Below are 25,542 nucleotides of genomic sequence, written 5' to 3' on the forward strand. Positions count from 1 at the left end.
GTTACTAAATGTGACGGTCGAGACACTGAAATCGGTGGACGCTCGAAGTTGTTGCCGCGTAACGTATTCAGCAAGCACCTCGCTTGTGCAGACCGGGGGTTCGCCGGGTCGATCTGTTTCGACTCTGGCGCCGAGCGAGGTGCCGGGGGATGGGTGGCACTACGCCGTTGGGGGACGGCCGCCACCTGAAGACCGGCGAGCTAGCTGGTGACGCTAACGGGGGTGAGCGTCACCAGCTAGCCCCGGCACTGTTCGGGCGTGGCCCAGCTTCCGACATGCGGCGTTGTCGCTCGGCGTGTGTGCACAAGAACGCACACGGCGCCGGGCTCCGCCTTGCCTGTCGAAACCTGGACCTCGCCAGACGGGCTACTCCGTGATGAGGCTTGGTTCGAATTCCTTCGGAGCCTCGTAACCCAGCAACTCGATCAGCGTCGCCGCCACGTTTGCCAGGCCGCCCTTGGGCAGGTCGTCGCGCAGGTGGAAGACCCTGTTGTCATAGTCGGCGATGATCAGCGGGATCGGGTTGGTGCTGTGCGCGGTCTTCCAGCGGGGGCTGCCGTCGGCGACCAGCGTCGGCTGGCCCTGCTTGTCCCGCTCGACCATGTCTTCGGCGTTGCCGTGGTCGGCCGTGATGACGAGCGTGCCCCGGGTGCGCTCGACCTCCTGCTGGATCCGCCCGATCGCCAGGTCGATCGACTCCATCGCGATCACCGCCGACTCGAATGAGCCGGTGTGCCCGACCATGTCGCCGCCCGGGAAATTGGCCCGGATGAAGCGGTAGTCGCCGGACCTGATCGCCGCGATGATCGCGTCGGCGGTCTCGGCCGACTTCATCCACGGGCGCTCGTTGAAGGGCACCTGGTCCGACGGGATCTCCACGTAGGTCTCGGTGGCGGCGTCGAACTTCTCCGACCGGTTGCCGTTCCAGAAGTAGGTGACATGCCCGAACTTCTGGGTCTCGGCACCGGCCCACTGGGTCACTCCCGCACCGGCGAGGTATTCGCTGATCGTGTCCGGGACCGGCTCCGGCTCGACGAGGCGGTGTGCCGGAGTGTTGGTGTCGCCGTCGTAGAGGGTCATCCCGGCGAAGTAGATCTCGGGGACGCGGCCGCGGTTGAAGGAGTCGAACTCCGGCCCGGCGGTGAGCGCCTGGGAGAGCTCGATGGCCCGGTCGCCGCGGAAGTTGAAGAAGATGACGGCGTCGCCGTCGCGCACGGCGCCGATCGGCAGGTCGTCGGGGCCGACGATCGTGAAGGGCGGGATGAGCTGGTCGCTGATGCCCGGGGTCTCCTCGCGCAGCGTGCTGATCGCGGTCAGCGCCGAGGTGAAGGGCCGGGCGGTGCCGAGGACGTGTGCTTGCCAACCGCGCTCGACGATGCGCCAGTCGGCCTCATAGCGGTCCATGGTCGTGACCATGCGGCCACCGCCGGAGGCGACCCGGTAGTCCGCGCCGCCGACGATCGCGGCCGCGGCCTCGGCGAGCTGCTTCTCGATCGTGATGACGTACTGCTCGCCGGTGCGGTCGGGCACGTCGCGGCCGTCGAGCAGGCCGTGGACGTAGACGCGCCGGATGCCGGCCTGCGCCGCCTTCGAGATCAGCACCTGCAGGTGGACCATGCTGGAGTGCACGTTGCCGTCGGAGAGCAGCCCGATCAGGTGCAGGGCGGAGTCGCGCTGGTGGACCTGCGCGACGATCTCCGACCAGGCGCCGTCCCAGATCGCGCCGGACTCGATGGCCTTGTCGATCCGCTTCGCGCCCTGGTCGAAGATGCGACCGGCGCCGAGCGTGTTGTGCCCGACCTCCGAGTTGCCCATGTCGCTCTCGGACGGTAGGCCGACGTAGGGCCCGTGCGCCAGGATGCTGCGGAAGACCGAGTTCGCGCGCAGCGCGTCGAGGGTGGGCGTACGTGCGACGGCGACGGCGTCGAACTCGTCGCGCTTGCCCTCGCCGACTCCGTCCAGCACCAGCAGGACGACGGGTCCGGCGGGTGCGGGGATTGCGGAGTTGGGCGCGAGCGAAGAGTTACCAGTGGGCATGCGGAGGTCCTTCCCCGGTGCATCCAAGTAGGCCGGGTCAACGTCGACCAGGTGTCAGCCCTCATTCTGCCGAATGTCCCGGCGTGATCAGCACCACGGTCTAAATCGGGTGACCGACGTCGTACCCCAAGGATAGGTTGTAAGGCATTCGGGGCGCATGACTCATTACTAAGGCGGTACGCGTGCGGACGCTGCGCGGGTGGATGGCGGAGACGGCGGGCGGGCTGCCCGCCACCTTCTGGTACATGTGGTCCGGCACATTGATCAACCGCCTCGGCGCGTTCGTAACGCTCTACCTCGAGATCCACATGGTGACCGTCTATGGCTTCTCGATCACCTATGCGGGTCTCGTGCTCGGCCTCTACGGCGCGGGCATGGCGGCCGGATCACTGCTGGGCGGGGTGCTCGCCGATCGGTGGGGCCGCCGGCCGACGCTGCTGCTCGCGCTCGGCGCGGGTGCGCTCACCGCGATCACGCTCGGCCTGACGATGGACAAGCTGCTGATCGCGGTCCTCGTCACGGTCTACGGGCTCTTCGGCGGGCTGGGGCGCCCGGCGTTCAGCGCCAGCCTCGTCGACATCCTCGGTCCGACGGCTCGGCTGCGCGGCATGAACCTCAACTACTGGGCCATCAACCTGGGCTTCTCCGGCGCGGCGATCCTCGCGGGCGTGCTCTCCTCGGCGCCCCGGACCGCCGTCTTCACCCTCAACGCGCTCGCGCTCGGCCTCAGCGCGGTGGTCATCGCGATCAAGCTGCCGGAGACCCGGCCACCGGGTCCGGCTCCGCGCGACGTGGTCGGCCGTCCCGACGGGACGATCGGGATGGTGCTCCGGGATCGCACCTTCATGATCTTCGTGACCCTCAACCTGGGGCTCTGGATCGTCATCGAGTCCTGCAAACTGCTGCCGATCGCCATGATCGACAAGGGTCTCGATCCGGCGGACTACGGCGCGGTGATCGCGGTCAACGGCGTGATGATCGTGGTCGGGCAGCTCTTCATCCCGAAGCTGGTGGCGCGCCGCCGGCGTACCCACGTGTTGGTCGCGGCCGGAGTCCTGGTCGGAGTGGGGATGGGCGCGGTCGCCGTGGCCGGGACCGTCGGCGCGCTCGCGGTGACCGTGATGATCTGGACCCTGGGCGAGATGCTGAACGCGCCGATCAACGGCACCTATGTCGCGGATCTGTCGCGGCCGAGGATGCGCGGGCGCTACCAGGGCATCGCCTCGATGAGCTTCACCCTCGCCAACTTCATCTCGCCGGTCGTCGGCGCCTTCGTCCTCGACCACACCCCGCCCGCCACGCTCTGGCTCGGCCTGCTCGCGCTCGCGCTGCTGGTCGCCGCGATCCAGTGGATCACCGGCCCGTCCCGCGAGCGCCGGGCCGCGGAGCTAACCAAGATCACCGAGGGGGTACGCCGTGAGCCGGTGGCTGCGTGACACCACCGGGGGACTGCCCCGCACCTTCTGGTACCTCTGGTTCGGCACCCTGATCAACCGCGCGGGCGGCTTCGTCATCGTCTTCATGACGATCTACCTGACCACCGTGCGGGACCTCTCGGCGACGCAGGCCGGTCTCGTGATGGGCCTCTGGGCGGGCGGTGGCGCCTTCGGCACGATGCTCGGCGGGATCGCCGCCGACCGGATCGGCCGCAAGGTCACCCTGCTCACGGGCCAGGTCGCCGGTGCCGCGATCCTGCTGGCGATGGCGTTCGTGACGGGCCTGCCCGCGCTCGCAGCGCTCGCCTTCGCCCTCGGCTTCTTCGCCGAGTCGGCTCGGCCGGCATCCTCCGCGATGCTGATCGACATCGTCGGGGAACCGGACCGGCTGCGCGCCTTCACCCTCAACTACTGGGCGGTCAACGTCGGGTTCGCGCTGGCGGCGACCCTCGCCGGGCTCGCCGCGGGCCTCGACCCGCACCTGCTCTTCATCGTCGACGCCGCGACCACCTTCGCCACCGCCCTGTTCATCTTCGTCAAGGTCCCCGAGACCGGCACGGTCCGGCGCCAAGATCGCCGCAACTCTTCAAGAGTCGGTCCCATCGAGCGCGGGCCGGGGCTGCGGGAGGTCTTCCGGGACCGGGTCTTCCTCACCTTCGTCGGGCTCAACCTGTTCGTCGCCTTCGTCTTCATGCAGCACCTCACCACGCTGCCGATCGCGATGACCCGCGACGGGCTCTCCAGCCAGACATACGGCCTGGTGATCGGGCTCAACGGGCTGCTCATCGTCTGCGGCCAGCTCTTCATCCCCAAGCTGCTCGCGGGCCGGAGCCGATCGCACCTGCTCGCCGCCGCCGCGGTCGTGATGGGGGTCGGCTTCGGGCTGACCGCCTTCGCCGCGACCCCGGTCTTCTACGCCATGACGGTGCTGATCTGGACCGTCGGCGAGATGATCAACGCTCCCGCCAACTCGACCCTCGTCGCTGCGCTCTCGCCGAGCCAGATGCGCGGTCGCTATCAGGGCGTCCTCAACCTCTCCTGGGCGGTGGCCGGATTCGCCGCGCCGGTGCTCGGCGGATGGGTGCAGGACCATGTGGGCAATTCCCAGCTCTGGCTCGGCTGTGCTGTCATCGGAGTGGTGGTCGCCGTGGCTCAGGTAGCCTCAGGACCTGCCCGGGAGCGCCGCGCCGAGGCCCTCGCCACCTGACCTCCCTCGCCCGCTGCCGTGCGATGCCCGCTGCTCCATCCATGACCTGCTTGAGGCAACTGTGATTCGACGCTTCTACGCCGAGACCGCCGGCGGCCTGCCCCGGGCGTTCTGGACGCTCTGGACCGCCATGCTCGTCAACCGGGTCGGCGCCTTCGCGATGCTCTTCCTGCCGCTCTACCTGAAGGACTCACGAGGGCTGACGCTGACCGTGATCGGCCTGGTCACGGCCGGTTACGGCATCGGCGGCGCGTGCGGCAGCCTGCTCGGCGGCGTGCTCGCCGACCGGTGGGGGCGGCGCTCGACGCTGCTGCTCGCCAACGGGGTGGCGGCGACGCTGCTGCTGGCGCTCGGCTTCGCCGACGACCTGTGGCTGATCGTGCTGCTCACCGCCGCGACCGGGGTGTTCCACTCGATGCCGGGGCCGGCCCTCGTCGCGGCGACGATCGACATCGTGCCGGAGGAGGCCCGGTCGCGCGCCTTCAACCTGCAATTCTGGGCGTTCAACCTCGGAACGGCGATGGCCGCGACGATCGCCGGTGCCATCGCGTCGACCAGCTTCTTCGCGCTCTTCGCGGTCGACGCGGCGATGACGGCGGTCACCGCGACGATCATCTACTTCAAGATTCCGGAGACCGTGCGGAAGGAACCGTCGACGCCCAGCTCGCGTAAGCGCGGCGGTCTCGGTGCGGCGTTCCGCGATTCGTACTTCATGATCTTCGTCGGGCTGACCTTCGTGCTCGCCTTCATCAGCTCGCAGAGCTCGATGGTCCAGCTCGCGATGAACGCCGACGGGCTCTCGCCACGGGCATTCGGACTGGTCATGGCTCTGCCCGGGATCCTCATCGTGCTCGGCCAGCTCTTCGTACCGAAGCTGATCCAGGGCCGGACGAAGGGCCGGGTGCTCGCGCTCGCCTTCGCCTTCCTCGGCGTGGGATACGCGGTGATCGGCGCCGCCGACATCGTGCCGATGTACCTGCTCGCCGCCGCGATCTGGACCATGGGCAGCATGCTCGCCGCCCCGCCCAACGCCTCGGTCATCGCCGAGCTGGCCCCGCCGCAGCTGCGCGCCCGCTACCAGGCGGTCTTCTACCTGGTCTTTCCGGCGGCCGGTTTCGCCGCCCCGGCGATCGGCGGCTGGAGCCTGGACCACCTGGGCTCGGCCCACTGGCTCATCATCGGCACCCTGGGCATCCTGGCGGCGATAGGCCACCTCCTGGCCGGCCCGCCCCGAGAGCGAAGGGTCGCCGCAGCCCTGGCCGCGACAACACCCCCCGTCCCCGCCGCGCCGCCCACCCCCCAGACCGAAAATTCGCGTTGATCAAGGGAAGACTCGCCATGTCGGTAGTCCGATATGCGGCGAGTCTTCCCTTGATCAACGCGAATTTTGGGGTTAGTTCTCGCCTGTGACGAGGAAGATCACGTGGCGGCCTGCGTTGACGGCGTGGTCGGCGAAGCGCTCGTAGAAGCGGCCCAGCAGGGCTCCGTCGATGGCGGACTCGACGCCGTAGGACCAGTCCGGGCCGAGGATGATCTCGAAGAGGTGGCGCTCCAGCTCGTCCATCGCGTCGTCGTCGTGCTCCAGCTCGGCGGCGCGCTTGGCGTCCCGTTCCGCCAGGACCAGCGTGATCTTGCCGGCGATGCGGTCGGCGGCCTCGGCCATGTCGGCGAAGACCGTGGCGAGCTCGGCCGGGACGGCGGAGGCGGGGTGGCGGCGCAGCGCCGTCTTCGCCACGTGCTCGGCGAGGTCGCCCATCCGCTCGATGTCGGTCGAGATGTGCAGGGCCGTGATGACGGCGCGTAGGTCGCGGGCGACCGGTTGCTGCTGGGCGAGGAGCCGGTGAACGCGCTCCTCGACCTCCTTGAAGAGACCGTTGATGGCCTCGTCGTTGGCGATGACCGCCTCGGCGGACTCCTTGTCGGCGGTGAGCAGCGCGTAGGTGGCCTGGCGCATCTGTGAACGGGACGTCTCCGCCATCGATACCAGCAGGTGACCGACCTCGCGCAGGTCGGACCGGAACTCCTCGCGCATGAAACCCACTCCAGTTTTCGTCTCGGACGGCCCACGGTATGAGTACCGAACGACACCTGGGTGAACGCCGGTGAACGATGAGCCGCAGCTAGGTGAACATTGACCCATAGGCCGTCGCTTTTGTCTGCATGCGGGTGATCAGCCGGTTAACGTGCGGGCTACATTCGCAGCGTGAACACGGGCTTGGGACTCAGTATCGCCGCTGGTACGGCAGTGGTCGGTGCGGTCGTCGGGCTGCTGTGGGGTCATCGATCACGAGCGGCGCCGGAGGTTGACATGGTTGATCCGCTCTCCGGTCTCGGGCGAAGAGCGCTGGACTCGCTGCGGGTGGGGGTGGTGGTGCTCGACAGCACCGACATACCCGTGCAGGTGAACCCGTCCGCTCGGGCGATGGGGCTGCTCCGGGCGGGTGCGGAACCGGGGTCGCTCATCGCGCACCCGATCGTGCGGACGCTGGCTGGACAGGTGCGGCGGACCGGCGTACGCCGCGAAGTAGAACTTGATCTTCCTCGCGGCATGGAGGGAAGCGGCGCCGAGCCGCTCGGCGTGCAGCTCAGAGCGGTCGCCCTCGGTGGCGGCCTGGTCGCGATCGAGGCGTTCGACGTGACCGAGGCGCACCGGGTCGCCCGGGTGCGCCGGGACTTCGTCGCCAACGTGAGCCACGAGCTGAAGACCCCGATCGGCGCGCTGCAGCTCCTCGCCGAAGCGATCATGGATGCGACCTCGGACGCCGACGACGTCGATGTCGAGTCGGCCCGGCGCTTCGCCGAGCGCATGCAGCGCGAATCGGTCCGGCTCGGCACGCTCATCTCCGAGCTGCTGGAGCTGACCCGACTGCAGGGCGCCGAGCCGCTGCCCGACCCCGAGCCGGTCAACGTCGACTGGGTGATCGCGGAGGCGGTCGACCGCTCGCGCACGGCCGCGGCGGCGAAGAAGATCGACATTGAGGTACGCGGTGATCGCTCCCTCACCGTCTACGGCAGCGACAGCCAGCTCGCGACGGCCGTCGGTAATCTGGTCGAGAACGCGATCGCCTACTCCGAGGAGGGGTCGACGGTGGTGGTGACCATCAACGGCGACACCCACCGGGTGAAGATCCGCGTCGCCGACCACGGCATCGGCATCGCCGCCGACGAGGTCGACCGGGTCTTCGAGCGCTTCTACCGATCGGATCGGGCCCGGTCCCGGGCGACCGGCGGCACGGGCCTCGGCCTCGCCATCGTCAAGCACATCGCGACCAACCACGGTGGCCGGGTCGAGGTCACCAGCACCCTGGGTGGCGGTTCGACGTTCACCCTCCGGCTTCCCGCGCGCCCACCGGACGACCAGTTGCCGCTACCGGCATCGGTTTCCATCGGCGCATAGTTCAGCAGAGAGGACACCCCCTGTGGCCAGGGTTTTGGTAGTTGAGGACGAGGAGTCGTTCTCGGACGCGCTCTCCTACATGCTCCGCAAGGAGGGGTTCGAGGTCTCCGTGGCGGCCACGGGTACTGCTGCGTTGACGGAATTCGACCGCACCGGCGCCGACATCGTGCTGCTCGACCTGATGCTGCCCGAGATGTCGGGCACCGAGGTCTGCCGCCAGCTGCGGTCCCGGTCGAGCGTGCCGATCATCATGGTCACCGCTCGCGACAGCGAGATCGACAAGGTGGTCGGCCTGGAGCTGGGCGCCGATGACTACGTGACGAAGCCGTACTCGCCGCGTGAGCTGGTGGCCCGGATCCGGGCGGTGCTGCGCCGACAGGTCACCGAGACGATCGACGTGTCGGGCGCGACGCTCGCCGCCGGGCCGGTGCGGATGGACGTGGAGCGCCACGTCGTGACGGTCGACGGCGACCAGGTGGCCCTGCCGCTCAAGGAGTTCGAGCTGCTGGAGCTGCTGTTGCGCAACGCCGGCCGGGTGCTGACCCGGGGCCAGCTCATCGACCGGGTGTGGGGCGCCGACTACGTGGGCGACACGAAGACGCTGGACGTGCACGTGAAGCGGTTGCGTTCCAAGATCGAGCCGGAGCCGTCGACGCCTCGGCACCTGGTGACCGTTCGGGGCCTCGGCTACAAGTTCGAGCCGTGATCGCTGGTGTGAAGCCGCAACTCTTCAAGAGTTGTTGATTCAGGCCGCCAGGCCTTAACAACAACTCTTGAAGAGTTGCGGCTTTTCGGGAGCGAAGCGACCCAGAAATAGAGTGCCATTGAAATGATGGTGTTTTAATGGTAAAGTTTGATCATGGCCGTTACCTTTGAGCTGCCCGCGAAGCTGCACGAGGCCGTCAAGGCGATCGCGACCGCTGAGCGGCGCAGCCTCACCCAGACCCTGATCATCGCCGTCGAGGACTACGTCCAGCGGCACCAGCGGACCGAGCGGATCGACGAGCTGAGTGCCCGGATCGCGGGCGAGGATGCTGAGCTGCTGCGACGCCTCGGGTGACGGAGTTCCTCACCGCTGAAGAGCTGCTCATCATCACCGGCAACGCGATCGGCGGACCGCCGGTCGTCCGTGACTACGGTCTGCTCGAATCCGCTGCCGCCCGCCCGCGTACGTCGGTTTTCGGCGAGGACGCCTACCCCGATCTGTGGGTGAAGGCCGCCGCGCTCGGGCATTCGCTGATCGGCAATCACCCGCTCGTCGACGGCAACAAGCGCCTCGGCTGGGTCGCGATGCGGGTCTTCCTGGAGCTCAACGGCGAGGAGCCGCTGCGCGCCGATGTCGACGAGGCGGAGGCTTTCGTGCTCGCCATCGCCGACGGCTCGCTCAGAGAGGTCGAGGAGATCGCGGCTCGCCTGCGCGGGCTGCGGCGATGAGGATCGGGGCCGTCGACGTCGGTTACCCCGACGCGGGTGGTGCCGTCGCTGCCCTGGTGCTCGCGGAGGACCCGTCGTTCGGGGTGCTCGCCGGCGAGCGGGTGGTCCGGCTTACCGACGTGGCGCCCTACCGGCCCGGCGCCTTCTTCGAACGCGAACTGCCCTGCCTGCGGGCGGTGCTCGCCGGTGTCGACCTGGACCTGCTGATCGTGGACGGCTATGTCCAGCTCGACCCGGACGGGCGGCCCGGGCTCGGCGTCCACGCGGCGGAGGCGTTCGGGATCCCGGTTGTCGGGGTTGCCAAGACCGCTTTCCGCAGCGCGACGCATGCGGTGCCGGTGCTGCGCGGAGATTCGGCGCGGCCGCTGCTCGTGACCGCGACCGGGTTCCCCGTCGACGATGCGGCGGCGATGGTGCGCGGGATGGCCGGTGAGCACCGCATCCCCGACGCGCTGCGCCGCGTCGACCAGCTCTCCCGAGGCCGCTGAATCCGCCTCCGCGCCCAGGGCTCTGCGCCCAGCGCTTAGGGCTCCACGCCCAGCGCTCCGCGCCTCGGACGGAGCACTCGCGGCGGGGCGTCGCGGGCGGAGGCCCGAGCTCGCCCCTGGTCACGTTTTGCAGCAAAGCGTGGCCTTGCACCGCAGAATAGCCACGCTTTGCTGCAAAACGTGACCAGGGCCGCGAGCGTGCGCGCGAACCTGCGGGGCGTGCCGGACCGGGGACCGCGCGTGTCGATTGGGATGGATATCTGCCTAGTCTATTGTGGACGAACGAAACGGGCGCGTTGGTAAAAGTGCTTGCCAGAGGCCAGAAGCTTCATTGTGATTTCCGTTAAGTTTCTTTACTGTTTAACAAGATCAGGTTAGGTTGAGCATCGAAAGCCCTTGGGGGAGGGAAAATTTTGATGTCAACCATGCCCGTCGCCGTGTCACCGCCCGGCGACGAAGAACTCTTCTGGTATTTCGGCCCGCAACGTCGCTGGGTCCTGCTCTGCGTGTCGGCTTCGTACACGTTCACCGCCGTCACGCTCTTCCTTTTCTCGCTGCGCCACCCGGCGCTCTGGGTCTTCCTCGGCGTCCTGGCGCTCAACATCGTGGCCTGGAGCATGTCGCTCGTGGACGGTCAGAAGCAGCGCCGCCTGACCCGGCAGTCCCATGAGCTGCTCGTGCGGTCCTGGGACCCGGTCGACAAACCGAGCATCGACGTCTTCCTGCCCAGTGCCGGGGAGCAGTTGGGGATCCTGCGGAACACGTACACCCACGTCAGCAAGCTGGAGTGGGACGGCCCGCTGGTGATCTGGGTGCTGGACGACGCGGCAAGCTCGGAGGTTCGGGCGCTCGCGGCCGAGTTCGGCTTCGAATATCGCACCCGGCCCGATCGGGGGCACCTCAAGAAGGCGGGCAATCTCAACTTCGGGTACGCCGAGTCGACCGGCGACCTCATCGCCATCTTCGACGCGGACTTCTGCCCTCGGCCGGACTTCCTGCGGCACCTCGTGCCCTACTTCGAGGATCCGACGGTCGGGATCGCGCAGAGCCCGCAGTGCTTCGACACCAGGTCGGAGATGACCTGGGTGGAGCGGGCGGCCGGTGCGGCGCAGGAGATGTTCTTCCGCTGGCTGCAGCCGTCGCGCGACGCCGACGACGCGGCGATCTGCTGCGGCACCAACGCGATCTACCGCCGGACGGCGCTCGCGGCGATCGACGGCTTCCCGAAGCTGTCGCACAGCGAGGACATGTTCACCGGCATCGAGATGCGCAAGGTCGGGTTCCGTACGCAATACGTCCCGGTCCTGCTCGCCAAGGGCCTGAGCCCGGACACGCTGACGGCGTTCGTCAACCAGCAGTACCGCTGGTGCATGGGCAACCTGGAGCTCATGGTCAACCGGGACTTCCACCGGATGAGGCTGCCGTGGCGGGTGCGGCTCGCGTTCTGGAACGGCTTCACCAGCTACTTCGTCAACGCGCTCAACGTCTTCACCGTGCCGCTGCCTGCGGTCATCATGCTCTGGTTCTACCCCGGCGACATCCGGCCGTGGCACATGGTGCCCTTCCTCGCCCCGGCGTGGATCTGGTTCGTGCTGCTCCCGGCCGTCTCCAAGACGCGCTGGCGGTTCGAGGTGACGCGGGCGCAGCTGCTCTACAGCATCGTGCACGCGGTGGCGATCGTGCACCTGATCCGGCGGCGGACAGCCGCGTGGGTGCCGACCGGCGCCGCAGCGGTGAAGTCGCCGCTGGCGCGGACGACGAGCAAGCTCGCCATCGGCTGGCTCCTCGCCAGCAACGCCGTGGCCTGGGGCGGGCTCGCCTACGCCATCGCGCTGCACGGGTGGGCCAACCTGTGGGCCGCCGGCGGCTTCATCCTCGCCAACACCTATCTCGCACTGCCCCTGATCCGTGACGCCGTGGTCACGCTGCTTCCTGATCGTCCACGTAGGACGCTGCTGACCGCGGAGGTCTCCTCATGAACCACTCGCTGAGCTGGCCGGATGCTCTCGCCATCACCGTCGCGCTCGCCCTCGTGGGCCTCGCCGCCTCCGGCTGGGTCGACGCGATGCTGCCCTGGGCGAAGTGATGTCGCGTCATCCCTTCCGGACCGACATCGAGGGCCTGCGGGCCGTCGCACTGCTCACCGTTCTCGGCTTCCACGCCTCGGTGCCCCTCCTGACCGGCGGCTACATCGGCGTCGACGTCTTCTTCGTCATCTCCGGCTTCCTCATCACCGGGCTGCTGCTGCGGCAGCTGCGCGAGGACGGCCGGATCTCGCTCGCCGAGTTCTACGCCCGCCGGGCCCGGCGCATCCTGCCCGCCGCCGCGGTGGTGCTGGTCGCGACGGGGGTGGCGAGCTGGCTGCTGCTGCCGCCGCTGCGCCAGCGTGACGTGGCGTGGGACGTGATCGCCGCCGCCGCCAACGTCGGCAACTGGCGCTTCATCGCCGCGCAGACCGACTACCTCGCGGCAGGGCAGGCGCACAGCCCGCTGCTGCACTACTGGTCGCTCGCGGTCGAGGAGCAGTTCTACCTGATCTGGGCACCGCTGCTGCTGCTCGTTGCGCTGGCCTTCCGGCGCCGGATCGCTATCCCGATCGTGATGGGCCTGGTCACGGCGGGCTCGTTCGCCCTGTCGCTGCACTGGACCCAGACGAGTGAACCGCTGGCCTACCTTGCGTCGCCCGCACGCGCCTGGCAATTCGGCCTCGGCGGCCTGGCTGCGGCGGCCGTCGCCTGGTCACGCTCCGCGCCCGGGTCACGCTCCGCATCCCGGTCACGCCCCGCGCCCTGGTCACGTTTTGCAGCAAAACGTGGCCTCGGCGCGGGAAATGGGCACGCTTTGCTGCAAAACGTGACCGGGGTCGCGGGGGTGCTCGCGATCGGGGTCTCGGCCGTGGCCTTCACGGCGGAGACCGCCTTCCCGGGCACGGCGGCACTGCTGCCGACCCTCGGCGCCGTCGGGGTCGTCCTCGCCGGTCCGCTCTCGGCCGTCGGCCGTGCGCTCTCCATCGGATGGGTACGCCGCATCGGCCGCCTCTCCTTCGCCTGGTACCTCTGGCACTGGCCGGTGCTCGTGCTCACCGAGGCACGCCTGGGCGAGCAGCCGTGGCCGGTCAAGCTGGCCCTGGTCCTCGCCTCGGCACTCCCCGCGTGGATCACGATGCGCCTCGTCGAGCGCCCGCTGCGGTTCTCCGCCGTGGTGAGCGCCCTCCCGAGGAGGGGCCTGTCGATCGGGCTCACCTCGATCGTCGCGCCGCTGGTCGTGGCCCTGCTGCTCGGCACGGCCGCGCTCAACGCGCTGAAGTCCAGTCCACCGCAGGCGGCCGTCAACGCGCTCACCGGCGCGCTCGACGGACCCAACCTCACCGTCACCCCGATCCTCACCGGCGTCTATCCCGGTCCGCTCCAGGCCCGCGACGACCTGCCGCCGGTCGGGGACTGCCAGGTGGACCCGGCCGCGACGACGAGCCCGGCCTGCCGCTTCGTGACACCGTCGGCGGCACCGGCGGACCGGATCGTGCTCTTCGGCGACTCGCACGCAGCCCAGTGGTACCCGGCCGCCGAACGGATCGCCGCAGCCCGGGGCTGGGCCGTGGAGGTGCTGACGAAGTCGGGCTGCCCGATCGCCACCCTGGAGATCACGAATCCGCAGCTGGGCCGGGCCTATCACGAGTGCGACGAGTGGCGGGAGAACGCGCTGCGCCGGATCGAGTCGGGCCCCGCGCCGAAGCTGGTCGTGGTGTCGTCGCTCAACCGGTACGAGGGCGACCCCGTGGCTCTGCTCGCCGCCTGGGACGGGCCGATGCGACGGCTCACCGCGACGGGAGCGCCGGTGGTCTATCTGCGGGACACGCCGTTCCCGGCGACCGACGTGCCGACCTGCCTGTCGGGGCACATCGCCGCACCGCAGGAGTGCGCTTTCGCCAGGTCGTCGGGGCTGTGGACGGATCCGCTCGCCGATCAGATCCTCGCGGGCAAGCGGCCGGGTGCGTATGTCGTGAGCGTCGACGACGTGCTCTGCCCGACGCCGAGCTGCCCGACGGTCCTCGACGGCGTGCTCCTCTACCGCGACGACGCGCACCTGACCAACACGGCCGCGACCCTGCTGGCTCCCCGGATCGAGCAGACCCTCATCAAGTACGGCGTCCTCCCGGGGAGGCTCGCATGACATGGGACCAACTCTTGAAGAGTTGCGGGGATCTTGTGCGGCGGTTTCGGCAGGGGCGCCCCTCAAAGCACCAACTCTTCAAGAGTTGCGGCGATCTTGGGCGGCGGGTGCTTGCGGTGGGCGTACCCGTCGGATGGGGGTTGGCTCTGGTGAGCGGGTGTGGCGCGCCTGCCGCGACCACGGCGGACCCGGTGCCGAGCAGCGCCGGGCAGCGGTGGGAGCTGGTCTTCCGGGACGACTTCGACGGGGCCGCCGGAGAGCGGCCGGCCGCCGCGAACTGGCGGTTCGACCTGGGGAAGTGCTACCCGGGGTGCTACGCGCCGGGGTGGGGGACCGGCGAGATCGAGACGGTGACGGACGACCCGCGCAACGTCTCGCTCGACGGAGCCGGCCACCTCGCGATCACGCCCCGGCGGGCGAAGGACGGCAGCTGGACCTCGGGGCGGATCGAGTCGCAGCGGTCCGACTTCGCCGCACCCGCCCACGGCACCCTGCGGGTCGAGGGCGCGCTGCGGCTGCCCGACGTCGACCCGCGCACCGGGGCGGGCTACTGGCCGGCGGTCTGGATGATGGGTGAGCCGATCCGGACCAAGGGCTACACCGGCTGGCCGCAGTGGGGCGAGCTGGACCTGGTCGAGCAGGTCAACGGCGCGGAGGGCTACCACTCCGCGATGCACTGCGGCTCGCTGCCCGACGGGCCGTGCCGCGAGGCGACCGCCGGGCTCGGCTCACCGGAGCTGCCGTGCCCGGGCTGCCGGGAGGGCTTCCACACCTTCGCGGTGGAGCTCGACCGCAGCGTCTCACCGCAGGAGGTGCGCTTCTCCCTCGACGGAGTCGTGCGCCACCGGGTGAACGAGGGCCAGATGGGCGCGCAGGCGTGGCGCGACGCGACCGATCACGGCTTCTTCCTCATCCTCAACGTGGCGATCGGAGGGCACCTCCCCAACGTTCGGGGAGGTGGGCCCAACGCCGCCACCGTGGACGGGCGGCCGCTGCTCGTGGATTACCTGGCTGTCTACGAGCGCGGCTGACCAGCGGGCGAGGCAGGGTGAGGGGCGATCAGGCCCCTCCTCTGCCTCGCTTGGCACAGCTCCGCCAGCTTGGCGTACGCCTTCTCGCCGATCAGGGCGATCAGCTCCGGCTCGTAGGAGTTGTAGACGGCCGTCTTGCCGATGTGCGCCTCCGGCGACGACGTGCACCACCAGTTGAGGTCGTGCCCGCCCGCGCCCCAGCCCCGCCGGTCGAACTCCGTGAGCACGGTGAGCTGCATCTCCGTGTCGTCGGGCCGCTTGATCGTGTCCATGTCGCGCCGGATCGGCAGCTGCCAGCACACGTCGGGCTTATATTCCAGCGGGTGTACGCCGTCGCGCAGCGCCTGCCCGTGCAGCGCGCAGCCACCCCCACCGGCGAAGTCGGGATCGTTGAGGAAGACGCACGGCTTGCCCGGGCCCGCCGTCGCCGTGCGCCGAGCCGGTGACTCGTCGTGCAGCTCGTCGAGCTCGGTCCACTCCTTGAACTTGGGCCGATAGTGCTGCCACGTCTCCGGGGAGAGCTTCTTCACCGCCGCCTTGACCCGCTTCTGGTCATCGTCGTCGGTGAAGAAGGCGCCGTGCGAGCAGCAGCCGTCGACCGCACGGTCCTTCAGGATCCCGTGGCAGCCCTGGCCGTAGATGCAGCTCCAACGGGACAGCAGCCAGGTCAGATCGGCACGGATCAGATGGCCGGGGTTCGATGGGTCGACGAACTCGATCCACTCGCGGGGGAAATCCAGGCCGACCTCAGTCTTCAGCACCTGCCGAGACTAGCTCCGCCACCGGACATGACAAGTGCGACGCGACGGATATGGTGACGGAATGCGGCTCGGCGTACTCGATGTCGGTTCCAACACCGTTCACCTGCTGATAGTGGACGCCTATCCGGGCGCCCACCCATGGCCCGCACATTCGGAGAAGAGCATGCTGCGCCTCGCGGAGCAACTCGGGCCCGACGGTGCGCTCACCAAGGCCGGTGAGACCTCGCTCGTCGAGGCCGTCGGCGCGGCCCGCGAGTCCGCCACCCGTCTCGGTGTCGACGAGCTGCTCGCCTTCGCCACCTCGGCGGTGCGGGACGCGACCAACTCCAGCGAGGTGCTCACTCGCGTACGCGAGGCGACCGGCGTCTCCCTGCGCGTCCTGCCCGGCGCCGACGAGGCGAGGCTCACCTTCCTCGCCGTGCGGCGCTGGTTCGGCTGGTCGGCGGGGCGGCTGCTCGTGCTCGACATCGGCGGCGGCTCGCTGGAGATCGCCTGCGGGATCGACGAGGAGCCGGGGCTCGCCATCTCGCTGCCGCTCGGCGCCGGGCGGCTCACCCGCGACCGGCTCCGAGGCGACCCGCCCACCGCCGCCAACATCGCCGAGCTGCGCGATTACACGATGTCTCACCTCACCAAGACCGACTTCTCGGTGGTGGAGGGTTGGGACCGGGCCGCCGCCACGTCGAAGACGTTCCGGTCGCTGGCGCGGCTCGCCGGTGCGGCGCCATCGGGCAAGGGTCTCTGGGCGCCGCGGATCCTGACCCGGACGGCGCTCTCCCAGGTGCTGAGCTTCATCTCACGGATCCCGTCCGATTCGCTCGCGGAGCTCGACGGGGTGAGCCCGCAGCGGTCACACCAGCTCCTCGCGGGCGCGGTGGTGGCGCACGCCACGATGACGCATCTCGGCGTGGATGTCGTGCACATCTGCCCGTGGGCGCTGCGGGAAGGACTCATCCTCGAGCACATGCGCTAGCGCGCTGAGATGCTTGTTTAGGAGGGCAGGGCTACCCTGGGGTCGTGTCAGTGCCTGTGTTGCTATCGAGTTCGTCCGTTTTTCCGGAGCCGACGTCGGCTGCGTTCGAGATGGCGGCCTCACTCGGTTACGACGGGGTCGAGGTCATGGTCTGGACCGACGCCGTCAGCCAGGACGCCGGGGCGCTGCGCGGCCTCGCCAAGCACTACGGCGTGAAGGTCGGCTCGATCCACGCGCCCTGCCTGCTCGTGACGCAGCGGGTGTGGAGCCCGGACCCGTGGGAGCGGCTGCGCCGGGCCGCTGAGCTGGCTCGTTCGCTCGACGCTTCGACCGTGGTCGTGCACCCGCCGTTCTCGTGGCAGCGGGATTACGCGCGCACCTTCAGCGACGGCATCTCGCGGCTGGGGGAGCAGTATTCGGACCTCAAGTTCGCGGTGGAGAACATGTTCCCGGTGCGCATGGCGGGGCGGGACTTCGTGCCCTACACGCCGGGCTGGGATCCGACGCTGACCGGGCACGACGCCTACACGCTGGACATCTCGCACTGTGCCGCCGCACGGGTCGACACGCTGCAGATGGCCGACTCGATGGGCGCCCAGCTCTCGCACGTGCACCTCGGCGACGGGACCGGTGAGGGGCGCGACGAGCACCTCGTACCCGGTCGCGGGAACCAGCCGTGCGCGGAGCTGCTCTCGTCGCTGGCCGGACGCGGATTCACCGGGTCGATCGCGGTGGAGGTCTCGACGCGGCGGGCCAAGAGCCGCGACGACCGGACGGAGGCGCTGGCGGAGGCGCTCGCGTTCGCCCGGCAGCACCTCGACAAACCCGCGGTGCCATCCCGATAGGAGAGCGCGGGCGCTCTGCGCATCGATGGTATGACGGCTTCGGGACTATGAGGACACTCGTCCCGGGGGCTAGAAACGGTTCAACCGTTCCCCTGCCCCCCGGGAGTGTCCATGTCCACCCCGCACCGCACCGCCTGGCTCATGGCGGCAACCCTCGCGCTGGCCGCGACCGCCACGGTGGTCGGGCTCGGCGTCGCGCAGCCCGCTCAGGCGGCCACGATCACGAAGCCGCTGCGTACGCTCATCGCCGACCTGCCCGTCGCCACCGAGGTCCGGACCGGCTACAACCGGGACCTCTTCCCGCACTGGATCGACGCGGACGGCGATGGCTGCAACACCCGTTACGAGGTGCTGATCGCCGAGGCGGTCACCGCCCCGACCGTCGGATCCGGATGCAGCCTCACCGGTGGCCGATGGTTCTCCTACTACGACGGCGTCTACTGGACGCTCCCGGCCGACCTCGACGTGGACCACTTCGTCCCGCTCGCCGAGGCGTGGGACTCGGGCGCGCGCAACTGGACCACGGCTCAGCGGCAGTCCTACGCCAACGACCTCGGCGACGCCAGGACGCTCGCGGCGGTGACCGACAACGTCAACCAGTCCAAGGGCGACAAGGACCCGGCCGAGTGGATGCCGCCGTTGACCAGCGTCTACTGCCGCTACATCGCGGAGTGGGCGGCGGCGAAGACCCGCTGGGGCCTCACCGTCGACACGGCCGAGAAGAGCTCGCTCACCTCGCGGGCGGCCGCCTGCACCAACGTCACGATCACCGTCGTGACCGTGCTCGGCGGCGGTGGCGGGAGCACCCCGACGCCCACCGCCTCGGCACCGGCGGCGTGCACCGGCACGAACGGCACCAACGTCACGATCCCCGACACCGGGGCGACCGTGAGCAGCACCATCACGATCTCCGGCTGCTCGCGTCCGGCCTCGGCGACGGCGACGATCGAGGTGCACGTCGTCCATGCGTATCGGGGCGACGTCGTCATCTCCCTCGTCGCGCCGGACGGGACGGCGTACTCGCTGAAGGCCTATGACAGCGCGGACAGCGCGGCGAACGTCGACACCACCTATACCCGGAACCTGTCGTCGGAGACCGCGGCGGGCGCCTGGAGCCTGCGGATCTACGACGCCTACACGGGCGACACCGGCTACCTCGACACCTGGACGCTCCGGGTGTGATCGCGGGGTCGATCGCGTGAGGTGGTGGTGCGGATCCGCACCACCACCTCACGCGGGGACCGTGGACTGCGCGCCGAGTTCGGGGTGGTCGCGGAGCCAGTCGGCATACCAGGGCCGGCTGCCGACCGTCTCCAGGTACGCCGTGGTCGCGTGCCCCAGCACGTCGTCGGCGACACCGGCCTCCACGCCGTCGCCGCGGTAACCGAGCAGATGGCGCCAGGTCAGCGGGGTCCCGGCGATGGGAACCATCGTGATCCCGGGGACCTGCCGGAAGGTGCCCTGGCAGAGCACCACGGCGGCGCCGCTGGTCAGCAGATCGATGCAGCCGCCGACATCGGTCTCGAAGACGTGCCGGGGGGTGAAGCCGGACCGGGCGCAGGCGGCGGCGAAGCAGTCGCTGAAACAGCTGTCGCCGGGTGCGTTCGCCCACTGCTCCCCGGCGAGCTCCCCGAGGTCGACCTCCGGCAGCCCGGCGAGCGGATGCTGGTCGGTCATGAGGATGAAGACCGCGTCGAGGGAGATCGTGCGCCAGATCAGGCCCTGCCCGGCCGGCGGCGCCGCATCGCCGCAGACACCGACGACCCCGAAATCGAGCTTGCCCGCCAGCAGCATCTCGGCCAGCTCCTCCGCCGACCAGCTCGCGTAGGTCGACACGTGCGCCTGCGCGTGCGCGAGGTTGAGCTGCTGGACCAGGCCGCCGACGATGGGCCCGTTGGTGGCGCCGATCCGGTAGCGGCTCAGCGTCTCACCGGTGGCGGCGAGCCGGTTGGCCTCGTCCTGGAGGTCCCGGACCGCCGGGAGCAGCACCCGGGCCCGCGCGAGCACGAATTCGCCGAGCGCCGTCGGCCGGGTCCCGCGCCGATCGCGGTCGAAGAGCACGCCGCCGACGGCCCGCTCGATGCGCTGCAGCTGGGCGGTGAGCGCGGACGGTGCCATGCCCAGAGCGGCGGCTGCCTTGGTCACGCTACCCATCTCCGCGATCACGCAGATCGTACGAAGGTGACGCAGCTCGATGTCCATAACGTGAAGGTAGGACCAAATAGGCGTGCGTGGAAGGCGCTGCCGGTAAACTTCCCGGGCCGATCAGCAATCGAGAAGCGCCGGTCACCGGGGTCACTTAGAGTGACCGACAACGGGCGGCCCCGGCCAGCGGATGGAGACATGATGAGCAAGTCTGAGATGCACGTCGCCGACAGCCACGGTCTGATCCGTGTGCACGGCGCCCGTGTGAACAACCTCAAGGACGTCAGCGTCGAGATCCCGAAGCGGCGGCTCACGGTCTTCACCGGCGTCTCCGGCTCGGGCAAGAGCTCGCTGGTCTTCGGCACGATCGCCGCGGAGTCGCAGCGGATGATCAACGAGACTTACAGCGCCTTCGTGCAGGGGTTCATGCCGACGCAGGCGCGGCCGGACGTCGACGTGCTGGAGGGCCTGACCACCGCGATCATCATCGACCAGGAGCGGATGGGCGCCAACGTCCGCTCCACGGTCGGCACCGCCACCGACGCCAACGCCATGCTGCGCATCCTCTTCAGCCGCCTCGGCAAGCCGCACATCGGCTCGCCGCAGGCGTTCTCGTTCAACGTCGCCTCGATCAGCGGGGCGGGTGCGGTCTCCATCGAGCGCGGCGGGCAGACCGTCAAGGAGCGCCGCAGCTTCAGCATCACCGGCGGCATGTGCCCGCGCTGCGAGGGCATGGGATCGGTCAACGACATCGACCTGACCCAGCTCTACGACGACAGCAAGTCGCTCAACGAGGGCGCCCTGACGATCCCCGGTTACAGCATGGACGGCTGGTTCGGCCGCATCTTCTCCGGCTGCGGCTTCTTCGACCCGGACAAGCCGATCCGCAAGTTCACCAAGAAGGAGCTGCACGACCTGCTCCACAAGGAGCCCACGAAGATCAAGGTCGACGGCATCAACCTGACCTACGAGGGACTGATCCCGAAGATCCAGAAGTCGATGCTCTCCAAGGATGTCGACTCGCTGCAGCCGCACATCCGCGCCTTCGTGGAGCGGGCGGTCGCCTTCAGCGTCTGCCCCGAGTGCCAGGGCACCCGGCTCAGCGAGGCGGCGAGGTCCTCCAAGATCAAGAAGATCAGCATCGCCGACGCCTGCTCGATGCAGATCAGCGACCTCGCGGAGTGGGTCCGCGGCCTGGACGAGCCGTCGGTGGCCCCGCTGCTGGAGACCCTGCAGCAGACCCTCGACTCCTTCGTCGGCATCGGGCTCGGCTACCTGTCGCTCGACCGCCCGGCGGGTACGCTCTCGGGCGGCGAGTCGCAGCGCACCAAGATGATCCGGCACCTCGGATCGTCACTCACCGATGTCACCTATGTCTTCGACGAACCGACGATCGGGCTGCACCCCCACGACATCCAGCGGATGAACGAGCTGCTGCTGCGGCTGCGCGACAAGGGCAACACGGTGCTCGTCGTCGAGCACAAGCCGGAGACGATCGTGATCGCCGATCACGTCGTCGACCTCGGTCCCGGCGCGGGGACGGCGGGCGGCACCGTCTGTTTCGAGGGCACCGTGAAGGGGCTGCGGACCAGCGGCACCATCACCGGACACCACTTCGACGACCGGGCCACGCTCAAGGAGAAGGTGCGTACGCCCTCCGGCGCGCTGGAGATCCGTGGCGCGACGGCGAACAACCTGCGCAACGTCGACGTGGACATCCCGCTCGGCGTGCTCGTCGCCATCACGGGCGTCGCCGGTTCGGGCAAGAGCTCCCTCGTCCGCGGGTCGATCACCGCCGGCGAAGGTGTCGTCCTCGTCGACCAGGGTGCGATCCGCGGCTCGCGGCGGAGCAACCCGGCGACCTACACCGGGCTGCTCGAACCGATCCGCAAGGCGTTCGCGAAGACCAACGGCGTGAAGCCCGCGCTCTTCAGCGCCAACTCCGAGGGCGCCTGCCCGACCTGCAACGGTGCCGGGGTCATCTACACCGACCTGGCGATGATGGCCGGCATCGCGACCGTCTGCGAGGAGTGCGAGGGGAAGCGGTTCCAGGCGTCGGTGCTGGAGTACCACCTCGGCGGCAAGGACATCAGCGAGGTGCTGGCGATGTCGGTGACGGAGGCGGAGGAGTTCTTCGGTGCCGGCGAAGCGCGTACGCCCGCCGCGCACGCCATCCTCGACCGGCTCGCCGACGTGGGGCTCGGGTACCTCAGCCTCGGACAGCCGCTCACCACGCTCTCCGGCGGCGAGCGGCAGCGCATCAAGCTCGCCACCCACATGGCCGAGAAGGCGACCGTCTACGTCCTCGACGAGCCCACCACCGGCCTGCACCTCGCCGATGTCGAGCGCCTGCTCGGCCTGCTCGACCGGCTCGTCGACTCCGGCAAGTCGGTGATCGTCATCGAGCACCACCAGGCGGTGATGGCGCACGCGGACTGGATCGTCGACCTCGGCCCCGGCGCCGGCCACGACGGCGGCCGGATCGTCTTCGAGGGCACGCCGGCCGACCTCGTCGCCGCCCGCTCCACCCTCACCGGGGAGCACCTCGCGGCGTACGTCGGCTGACCCGGCGCCCGACAGAGCACGACCCGCCACCCACCGGCGTACGGCCGGGCGGTGGCGGGTCGGGTGACGAGGGTCAGACGACCGGCAGCGGCGAGCTGACGTCCAGGACGATCTTCCACTTGCCGTGCTCGCGTACGAAGGTCAGCGCGTTGTAGAAGTGCTGCTTGACGTTGACCGACGGGATGGTCAGCGTGAAGTCGACCACCAGGGTCGCGGTGTTACACCCCTCGATAACCTTGACCTCGGGAAACGTTGCGATGAAATCAAAGGTGAAGAGGCGGCTGAAGTTGGCCTCGATCGCTGCCTTGTTCGGCCGGTAGGTACCGGCGGCGCCGATCTGCACTGCTTCGTCGTGATAGTAGGACATGACTGCGGGCAGGTCCTTGGCCAGGAAGACGGCATCGAAGTGAGCCACCGCCCGGTCGAAGTTCCGCTCGCATCCGCGCGCCGTGTATTCGCCATGCGCGCCCGCCGTGCCAGGCACCACGAGCAGTACCGCCAGGCTGAGCGCCGCCATTGCCCCCGCATACCACTTACGCACAGATCCTCCAGTAGTCAGGCGGGACCGGGTGGGTCCACATAGAACACGATCATACGAAGGCGTTCGATGCGAGCGGGCCGGATGATCGGCTGATCAATGCCGGACGGTCGGGGTACGAAACCGGTGGCTCGCCCGCCTCGCCGCACCTCGCTGGGCGGTTCGGTGCCGGGGCGAACCAAGGACTCGCCAAGCGGTCGCCCGCTAGCGTCGACCGCAAGGGTCCAGCCTCACAACGGATCGGGTCGGTGTGGAGTGTCGGCGATCGAACTGCAAGACGGCGGCGAACCCGACCTCGGCGGTGCCGAGGCCGGCGGCGCCGAGCCGGAGCGGCGCTGGCGGGTGCTGCGTCGCCGGGCGGTGACGGTGTTCTTCCTGGTGGCGACGGCGGCTGCGATCGCGGCGGTGCTGCACAGCCAGGACTGGTCGGTGCTGGCCACGACGATGCGCGATCGACCGGCCGGCTTCTTCGCGGTGATGGTGGGGTTGGCGCTGCTGGCCAACGGGGCCGCGCTGCTGGCGTCGATGCGGGCGTGGCTGTCGATGCTGTCGGGGGTCACCGGCGACGTGGCGGCCACGGACTCGGCGCGGATCTTCTTCGCGGGCCAGTTCGCCAAATACATGCCGGGCAAGATCTTCGGTTACGTGGTGAGCGTCCGCATGGGTAAGACCCTGGGCGTGTCGACCGTCCGGATGACATCGGCGTGGATGTTGACGCTCGTGATCGGCCTGCTGACCGGCGCCACTGTCGGGCTGCTGGCCGGGCCGCAGGTCCTGGGCGGCTCGGTGGCGTGGCTGGCACTGGCGGCGCTGCCGATCGTGGCGGTGCTGATCCGTCCGGACCTGATCTCCTGGGCCGCCGTCGTGGTGGCGAGGCTGCTGCGGCGCCCACCGCCGACGGTGCGCCTGCCGGGGTCGGTCATCCGCCGCAACGTGGTGATGCAGCTGATGTCGTGGCTGCTCGGCGGGGTCCAGTTGTGGTTTCTCGCGATCGCCATGGGTGCGCCCCCGGCGGGGTCGTTGCTCCTGTGCGTCGGCGCGTTCGGCCTCGGCACGGTGGCGGGGGTCTTCGCGGTGTTCGCCCCCGAGGGGCTCGGCGTGCGGGAGTTCGTGTTGCTGACCGCGCTCAGCGTGACCCTGTCCCTGCCCGCGGCGGGCGTGGTCGCGCTGGTCAGCCGCCTGGTGGTGATCCTGAGTGAGCTGGCGACGGCCGGCGTGGGCCTGCTGGTGATAGAGGTCCTGCGTCGGCGGCGGGCGCGTCGGCCCGGCGAGCGGCATCTGCTCGTGCCCGCGCCGGACTCGCTGTAACTCCGGCAATCGATGCCGAAGAGCACGATGAAGTACCAAGAATTGAACAAGGCAATGGCGCCGTTCGACCCACTAAATTCGTCACCATCGCATCCATCGACGCAGTGATGTCGATGAGGTGCAGTGCACATGCCCAACAAAGCAGATAGCACGAGCTGATCGGAGTAGCGATGCCAGAGCAACCGCTGGTCTCGGTGATCATTCCGAACTACAACTACGACCGGACGCTGTCGGCGTGTATAGAGGCGATCCAGCAGCAGACATACCCCTCGATCGAGATCATTGTCGCCGACGACTGCAGCACCGACGACTCGGTCGCCGTGGCCCGGCGTCTCGGCGTGACAGTGCTGGAGAGCGCCGTCAACAGCGGGGTGTCCACGGCGCGCAACCTCGGTGCCGAGCACGCTCGCGGCGAGGTGCTGTTCTTCGTCGACTCCGACGTCGCGCTGGAGCCCGACGCGGTCGCGAAAGCGGTGGAGGTCCTGCAGGCCGAGCCGGGACTCGGTGCGATCTGCGGGATGTACCAGCCGGAGCCGATGTTCCCCGACAGCCTGGTCAAGCGCTATCGTGCCATTCAGCAATACGTATGGTTCAATGAGATCGACGGGCCCATTCCGGGACTGCACTCGGCCCTGTTCGGCATCCGCGTGGAGGTGTTCCGTGAGATCGGCCCGTTCAACAGCCGGCTGCGGTGGACCGAGGAGCAGGATTACGGATTCCGCCTCAACGCCCGCTATGAGGTGCGCGCCGCCTCGTCGATCCGCGGCCGCCACGACCACGACGGCACCCTGCGCGTCATGATCACGAAGGTGTTCCAGCGGACGCGCCTCGGTGCCCCCAACTGGGTGCGGCTCAAGGCGCTGCCCGGCGGCGCGGGGACGAGCTATCGGGCACTGGGCAGTGGTTTCGTCCTCTCGGCGGTGCTGGCCCTGCTGTCGGCGGTCGTGCTCGGCCCCTGGGCGCTGGCCGCAGCGGGCGTGTTCGTCGGCATCGGCATGGCGCTGGACTGGCGGACCTACGCCTACGCCTACCGCCACCACGGTGTCCTGTTCGGACTACAGTTCACGGTGCTACACCTCCTGGTGACGCTGACGTCCGCGGTCGCCGCCGGCATCGGGATCCTGCAGGGACTGCTGTTCCCTGCCCGGATGCGGCGGCTCTACGTGTAGCAACGCCCCGACCTCCCACCGATCCACGGCGTTGGCCG

General features: G+C 69.2%; 22 protein-coding genes. 17 read left to right on the top strand and 5 right to left on the bottom strand.

Annotated elements, in window-relative coordinates:
* Nucleotides 1–366 precede the first annotated feature (366 nt).
* Nucleotides 367–2,037 carry a 2,3-bisphosphoglycerate-independent phosphoglycerate mutase gene (gene gpmI / locus F4553_RS23910; protein ID WP_184839464.1) on the bottom strand — a complete coding sequence of 557 codons (1,671 nt, stop codon included), beginning with the start codon at nt 2,035–2,037 and terminating at the stop codon, nt 367–369.
* A gap of 182 nt (nt 2,038–2,219) precedes the next feature.
* Between gpmI and F4553_RS23915 the strand changes: the two genes are divergently transcribed.
* The 3 genes from F4553_RS23915 (at nt 2,220) to F4553_RS23925 (ending at nt 6,001) form a co-directional block, all read left to right on the top strand.
* Entirely contained in the window at nt 2,220–3,473 is a 1,254-nt protein-coding gene (locus F4553_RS23915) for an MDR family MFS transporter (protein WP_184839466.1), read from the top strand.
* Nucleotides 3,454–4,680 carry an MDR family MFS transporter gene (locus F4553_RS23920; protein ID WP_184839468.1) on the top strand — a complete coding sequence of 409 codons (1,227 nt, stop codon included), beginning with the start codon at nt 3,454–3,456 and terminating at the stop codon, nt 4,678–4,680. The genes F4553_RS23915 and F4553_RS23920 overlap by 20 nt, the downstream gene beginning before the upstream one ends.
* Before the next feature lie 61 nt (nt 4,681–4,741).
* Complete coding sequence (locus tag F4553_RS23925) at nt 4,742–6,001, top strand: MFS transporter (protein ID WP_312875326.1); 1,260 nt, start codon at nt 4,742–4,744, stop codon at nt 5,999–6,001.
* Nucleotides 6,002–6,073: 72 nt separating this feature from the next.
* Here F4553_RS23925 and phoU read toward each other — a convergent pair whose 3' ends face one another.
* A complete protein-coding gene (phoU, locus tag F4553_RS23930) occupies nt 6,074–6,712 on the bottom strand; it encodes a phosphate signaling complex protein PhoU (RefSeq protein WP_184839470.1) in 639 nt (212 codons plus the stop codon).
* A 234-nt stretch (nt 6,713–6,946) separates the two neighbouring features.
* Between phoU and F4553_RS23935 the strand changes: the two genes are divergently transcribed.
* From F4553_RS23935 to F4553_RS23970, 8 genes are all read left to right on the top strand, one after another.
* Nucleotides 6,947–8,077 carry a sensor histidine kinase gene (locus F4553_RS23935; protein ID WP_376776288.1) on the top strand — a complete coding sequence of 377 codons (1,131 nt, stop codon included), beginning with the start codon at nt 6,947–6,949 and terminating at the stop codon, nt 8,075–8,077.
* Nucleotides 8,078–8,099: 22 nt separating this feature from the next.
* On the top strand, nt 8,100–8,783 hold the full coding sequence (locus F4553_RS23940; protein WP_184839474.1) for a response regulator transcription factor: 684 nt from the start codon (nt 8,100–8,102) through the stop codon (nt 8,781–8,783).
* A gap of 153 nt (nt 8,784–8,936) precedes the next feature.
* Entirely contained in the window at nt 8,937–9,137 is a 201-nt protein-coding gene (locus tag F4553_RS23945) for an Arc family DNA-binding protein (protein ID WP_184839476.1), read from the top strand.
* Nucleotides 9,134–9,511, top strand: coding sequence for a type II toxin-antitoxin system death-on-curing family toxin (locus F4553_RS23950; protein WP_184839478.1), 378 nt, complete (start codon nt 9,134–9,136; stop codon nt 9,509–9,511). The genes F4553_RS23945 and F4553_RS23950 overlap by 4 nt, the downstream gene beginning before the upstream one ends.
* Nucleotides 9,508–9,999, top strand: coding sequence for an endonuclease V (locus F4553_RS23955; RefSeq protein WP_184839480.1), 492 nt, complete (start codon nt 9,508–9,510; stop codon nt 9,997–9,999). Before F4553_RS23950 ends, F4553_RS23955 begins: the two co-directional genes overlap by 4 nt.
* Nucleotides 10,000–10,415: 416 nt before the next feature.
* Nucleotides 10,416–11,978 carry a glycosyltransferase family 2 protein gene (locus F4553_RS23960; RefSeq protein ID WP_221469994.1) on the top strand — a complete coding sequence of 521 codons (1,563 nt, stop codon included), beginning with the start codon at nt 10,416–10,418 and terminating at the stop codon, nt 11,976–11,978.
* 106 nt (nt 11,979–12,084) lie between these two features.
* Nucleotides 12,085–14,169, top strand: a complete 2,085-nt coding sequence (locus F4553_RS23965) for an acyltransferase family protein (RefSeq protein ID WP_184839482.1) — start codon at nt 12,085–12,087, stop codon at nt 14,167–14,169.
* 149 nt (nt 14,170–14,318) lie between these two features.
* Nucleotides 14,319–15,200 carry a glycoside hydrolase family 16 protein gene (locus tag F4553_RS23970; protein ID WP_184839485.1) on the top strand — a complete coding sequence of 294 codons (882 nt, stop codon included), beginning with the start codon at nt 14,319–14,321 and terminating at the stop codon, nt 15,198–15,200.
* On the opposite strand, the gene F4553_RS23975 is transcribed toward F4553_RS23970, so the two are convergent.
* The gene (locus F4553_RS23975) at nt 15,185–15,961 is read right to left on the bottom strand and encodes a DUF3109 family protein (protein WP_184839486.1); all 777 of its coding nucleotides are present in this window, start codon (nt 15,959–15,961) and stop codon (nt 15,185–15,187) included. The genes F4553_RS23970 and F4553_RS23975 overlap by 16 nt on opposite strands.
* Nucleotides 15,962–16,022: 61 nt before the next feature.
* Here F4553_RS23975 and F4553_RS23980 point away from each other — a divergent pair, with 61 nt between their 5' ends.
* The 3 genes from F4553_RS23980 (at nt 16,023) to F4553_RS41150 (ending at nt 18,961) form a co-directional block, all read left to right on the top strand.
* Entirely contained in the window at nt 16,023–16,934 is a 912-nt protein-coding gene (locus F4553_RS23980) for a Ppx/GppA family phosphatase (RefSeq protein ID WP_184839488.1), read from the top strand.
* Between the two features lie 110 nt (nt 16,935–17,044).
* Nucleotides 17,045–17,779, top strand: a complete 735-nt coding sequence (locus F4553_RS23985; protein ID WP_184839490.1) for a sugar phosphate isomerase/epimerase family protein — start codon at nt 17,045–17,047, stop codon at nt 17,777–17,779.
* 111 nt (nt 17,780–17,890) lie between these two features.
* Nucleotides 17,891–18,961, top strand: a complete 1,071-nt coding sequence (locus F4553_RS41150; protein WP_184839492.1) for a proprotein convertase P-domain-containing protein — start codon at nt 17,891–17,893, stop codon at nt 18,959–18,961.
* Between the two features lie 48 nt (nt 18,962–19,009).
* Here F4553_RS41150 and F4553_RS23995 read toward each other — a convergent pair whose 3' ends face one another.
* Nucleotides 19,010–19,981 carry a LysR family transcriptional regulator gene (locus F4553_RS23995; protein WP_184839494.1) on the bottom strand — a complete coding sequence of 324 codons (972 nt, stop codon included), beginning with the start codon at nt 19,979–19,981 and terminating at the stop codon, nt 19,010–19,012.
* 141 nt (nt 19,982–20,122) lie between these two features.
* Here F4553_RS23995 and F4553_RS24000 point away from each other — a divergent pair, with 141 nt between their 5' ends.
* The gene (locus F4553_RS24000) at nt 20,123–22,489 is read left to right on the top strand and encodes an ATP-binding cassette domain-containing protein (protein WP_184839496.1); all 2,367 of its coding nucleotides are present in this window, start codon (nt 20,123–20,125) and stop codon (nt 22,487–22,489) included.
* Between the two features lie 73 nt (nt 22,490–22,562).
* Here F4553_RS24000 and F4553_RS41155 read toward each other — a convergent pair whose 3' ends face one another.
* A complete protein-coding gene (locus F4553_RS41155) occupies nt 22,563–23,030 on the bottom strand; it encodes a YybH family protein (RefSeq protein WP_184839498.1) in 468 nt (155 codons plus the stop codon).
* 252 nt (nt 23,031–23,282) lie between these two features.
* Between F4553_RS41155 and F4553_RS24010 the strand changes: the two genes are divergently transcribed.
* Together F4553_RS24010 and F4553_RS24015 are read left to right on the top strand one after the other, a co-directional pair.
* Nucleotides 23,283–24,335, top strand: coding sequence for a lysylphosphatidylglycerol synthase domain-containing protein (locus F4553_RS24010; RefSeq protein ID WP_184839500.1), 1,053 nt, complete (start codon nt 23,283–23,285; stop codon nt 24,333–24,335).
* 170 nt (nt 24,336–24,505) lie between these two features.
* Complete coding sequence (locus F4553_RS24015; RefSeq protein ID WP_184839502.1) at nt 24,506–25,504, top strand: glycosyltransferase family 2 protein; 999 nt, start codon at nt 24,506–24,508, stop codon at nt 25,502–25,504.
* The last annotated feature ends 38 nt before the right edge of the window (nt 25,505–25,542 follow it).

It is taken from the genome of Allocatelliglobosispora scoriae, from assembly GCF_014204945.1.
In the GTDB taxonomy this organism is placed as follows: domain Bacteria; phylum Actinomycetota; class Actinomycetes; order Mycobacteriales; family Micromonosporaceae; genus Allocatelliglobosispora; species Allocatelliglobosispora scoriae.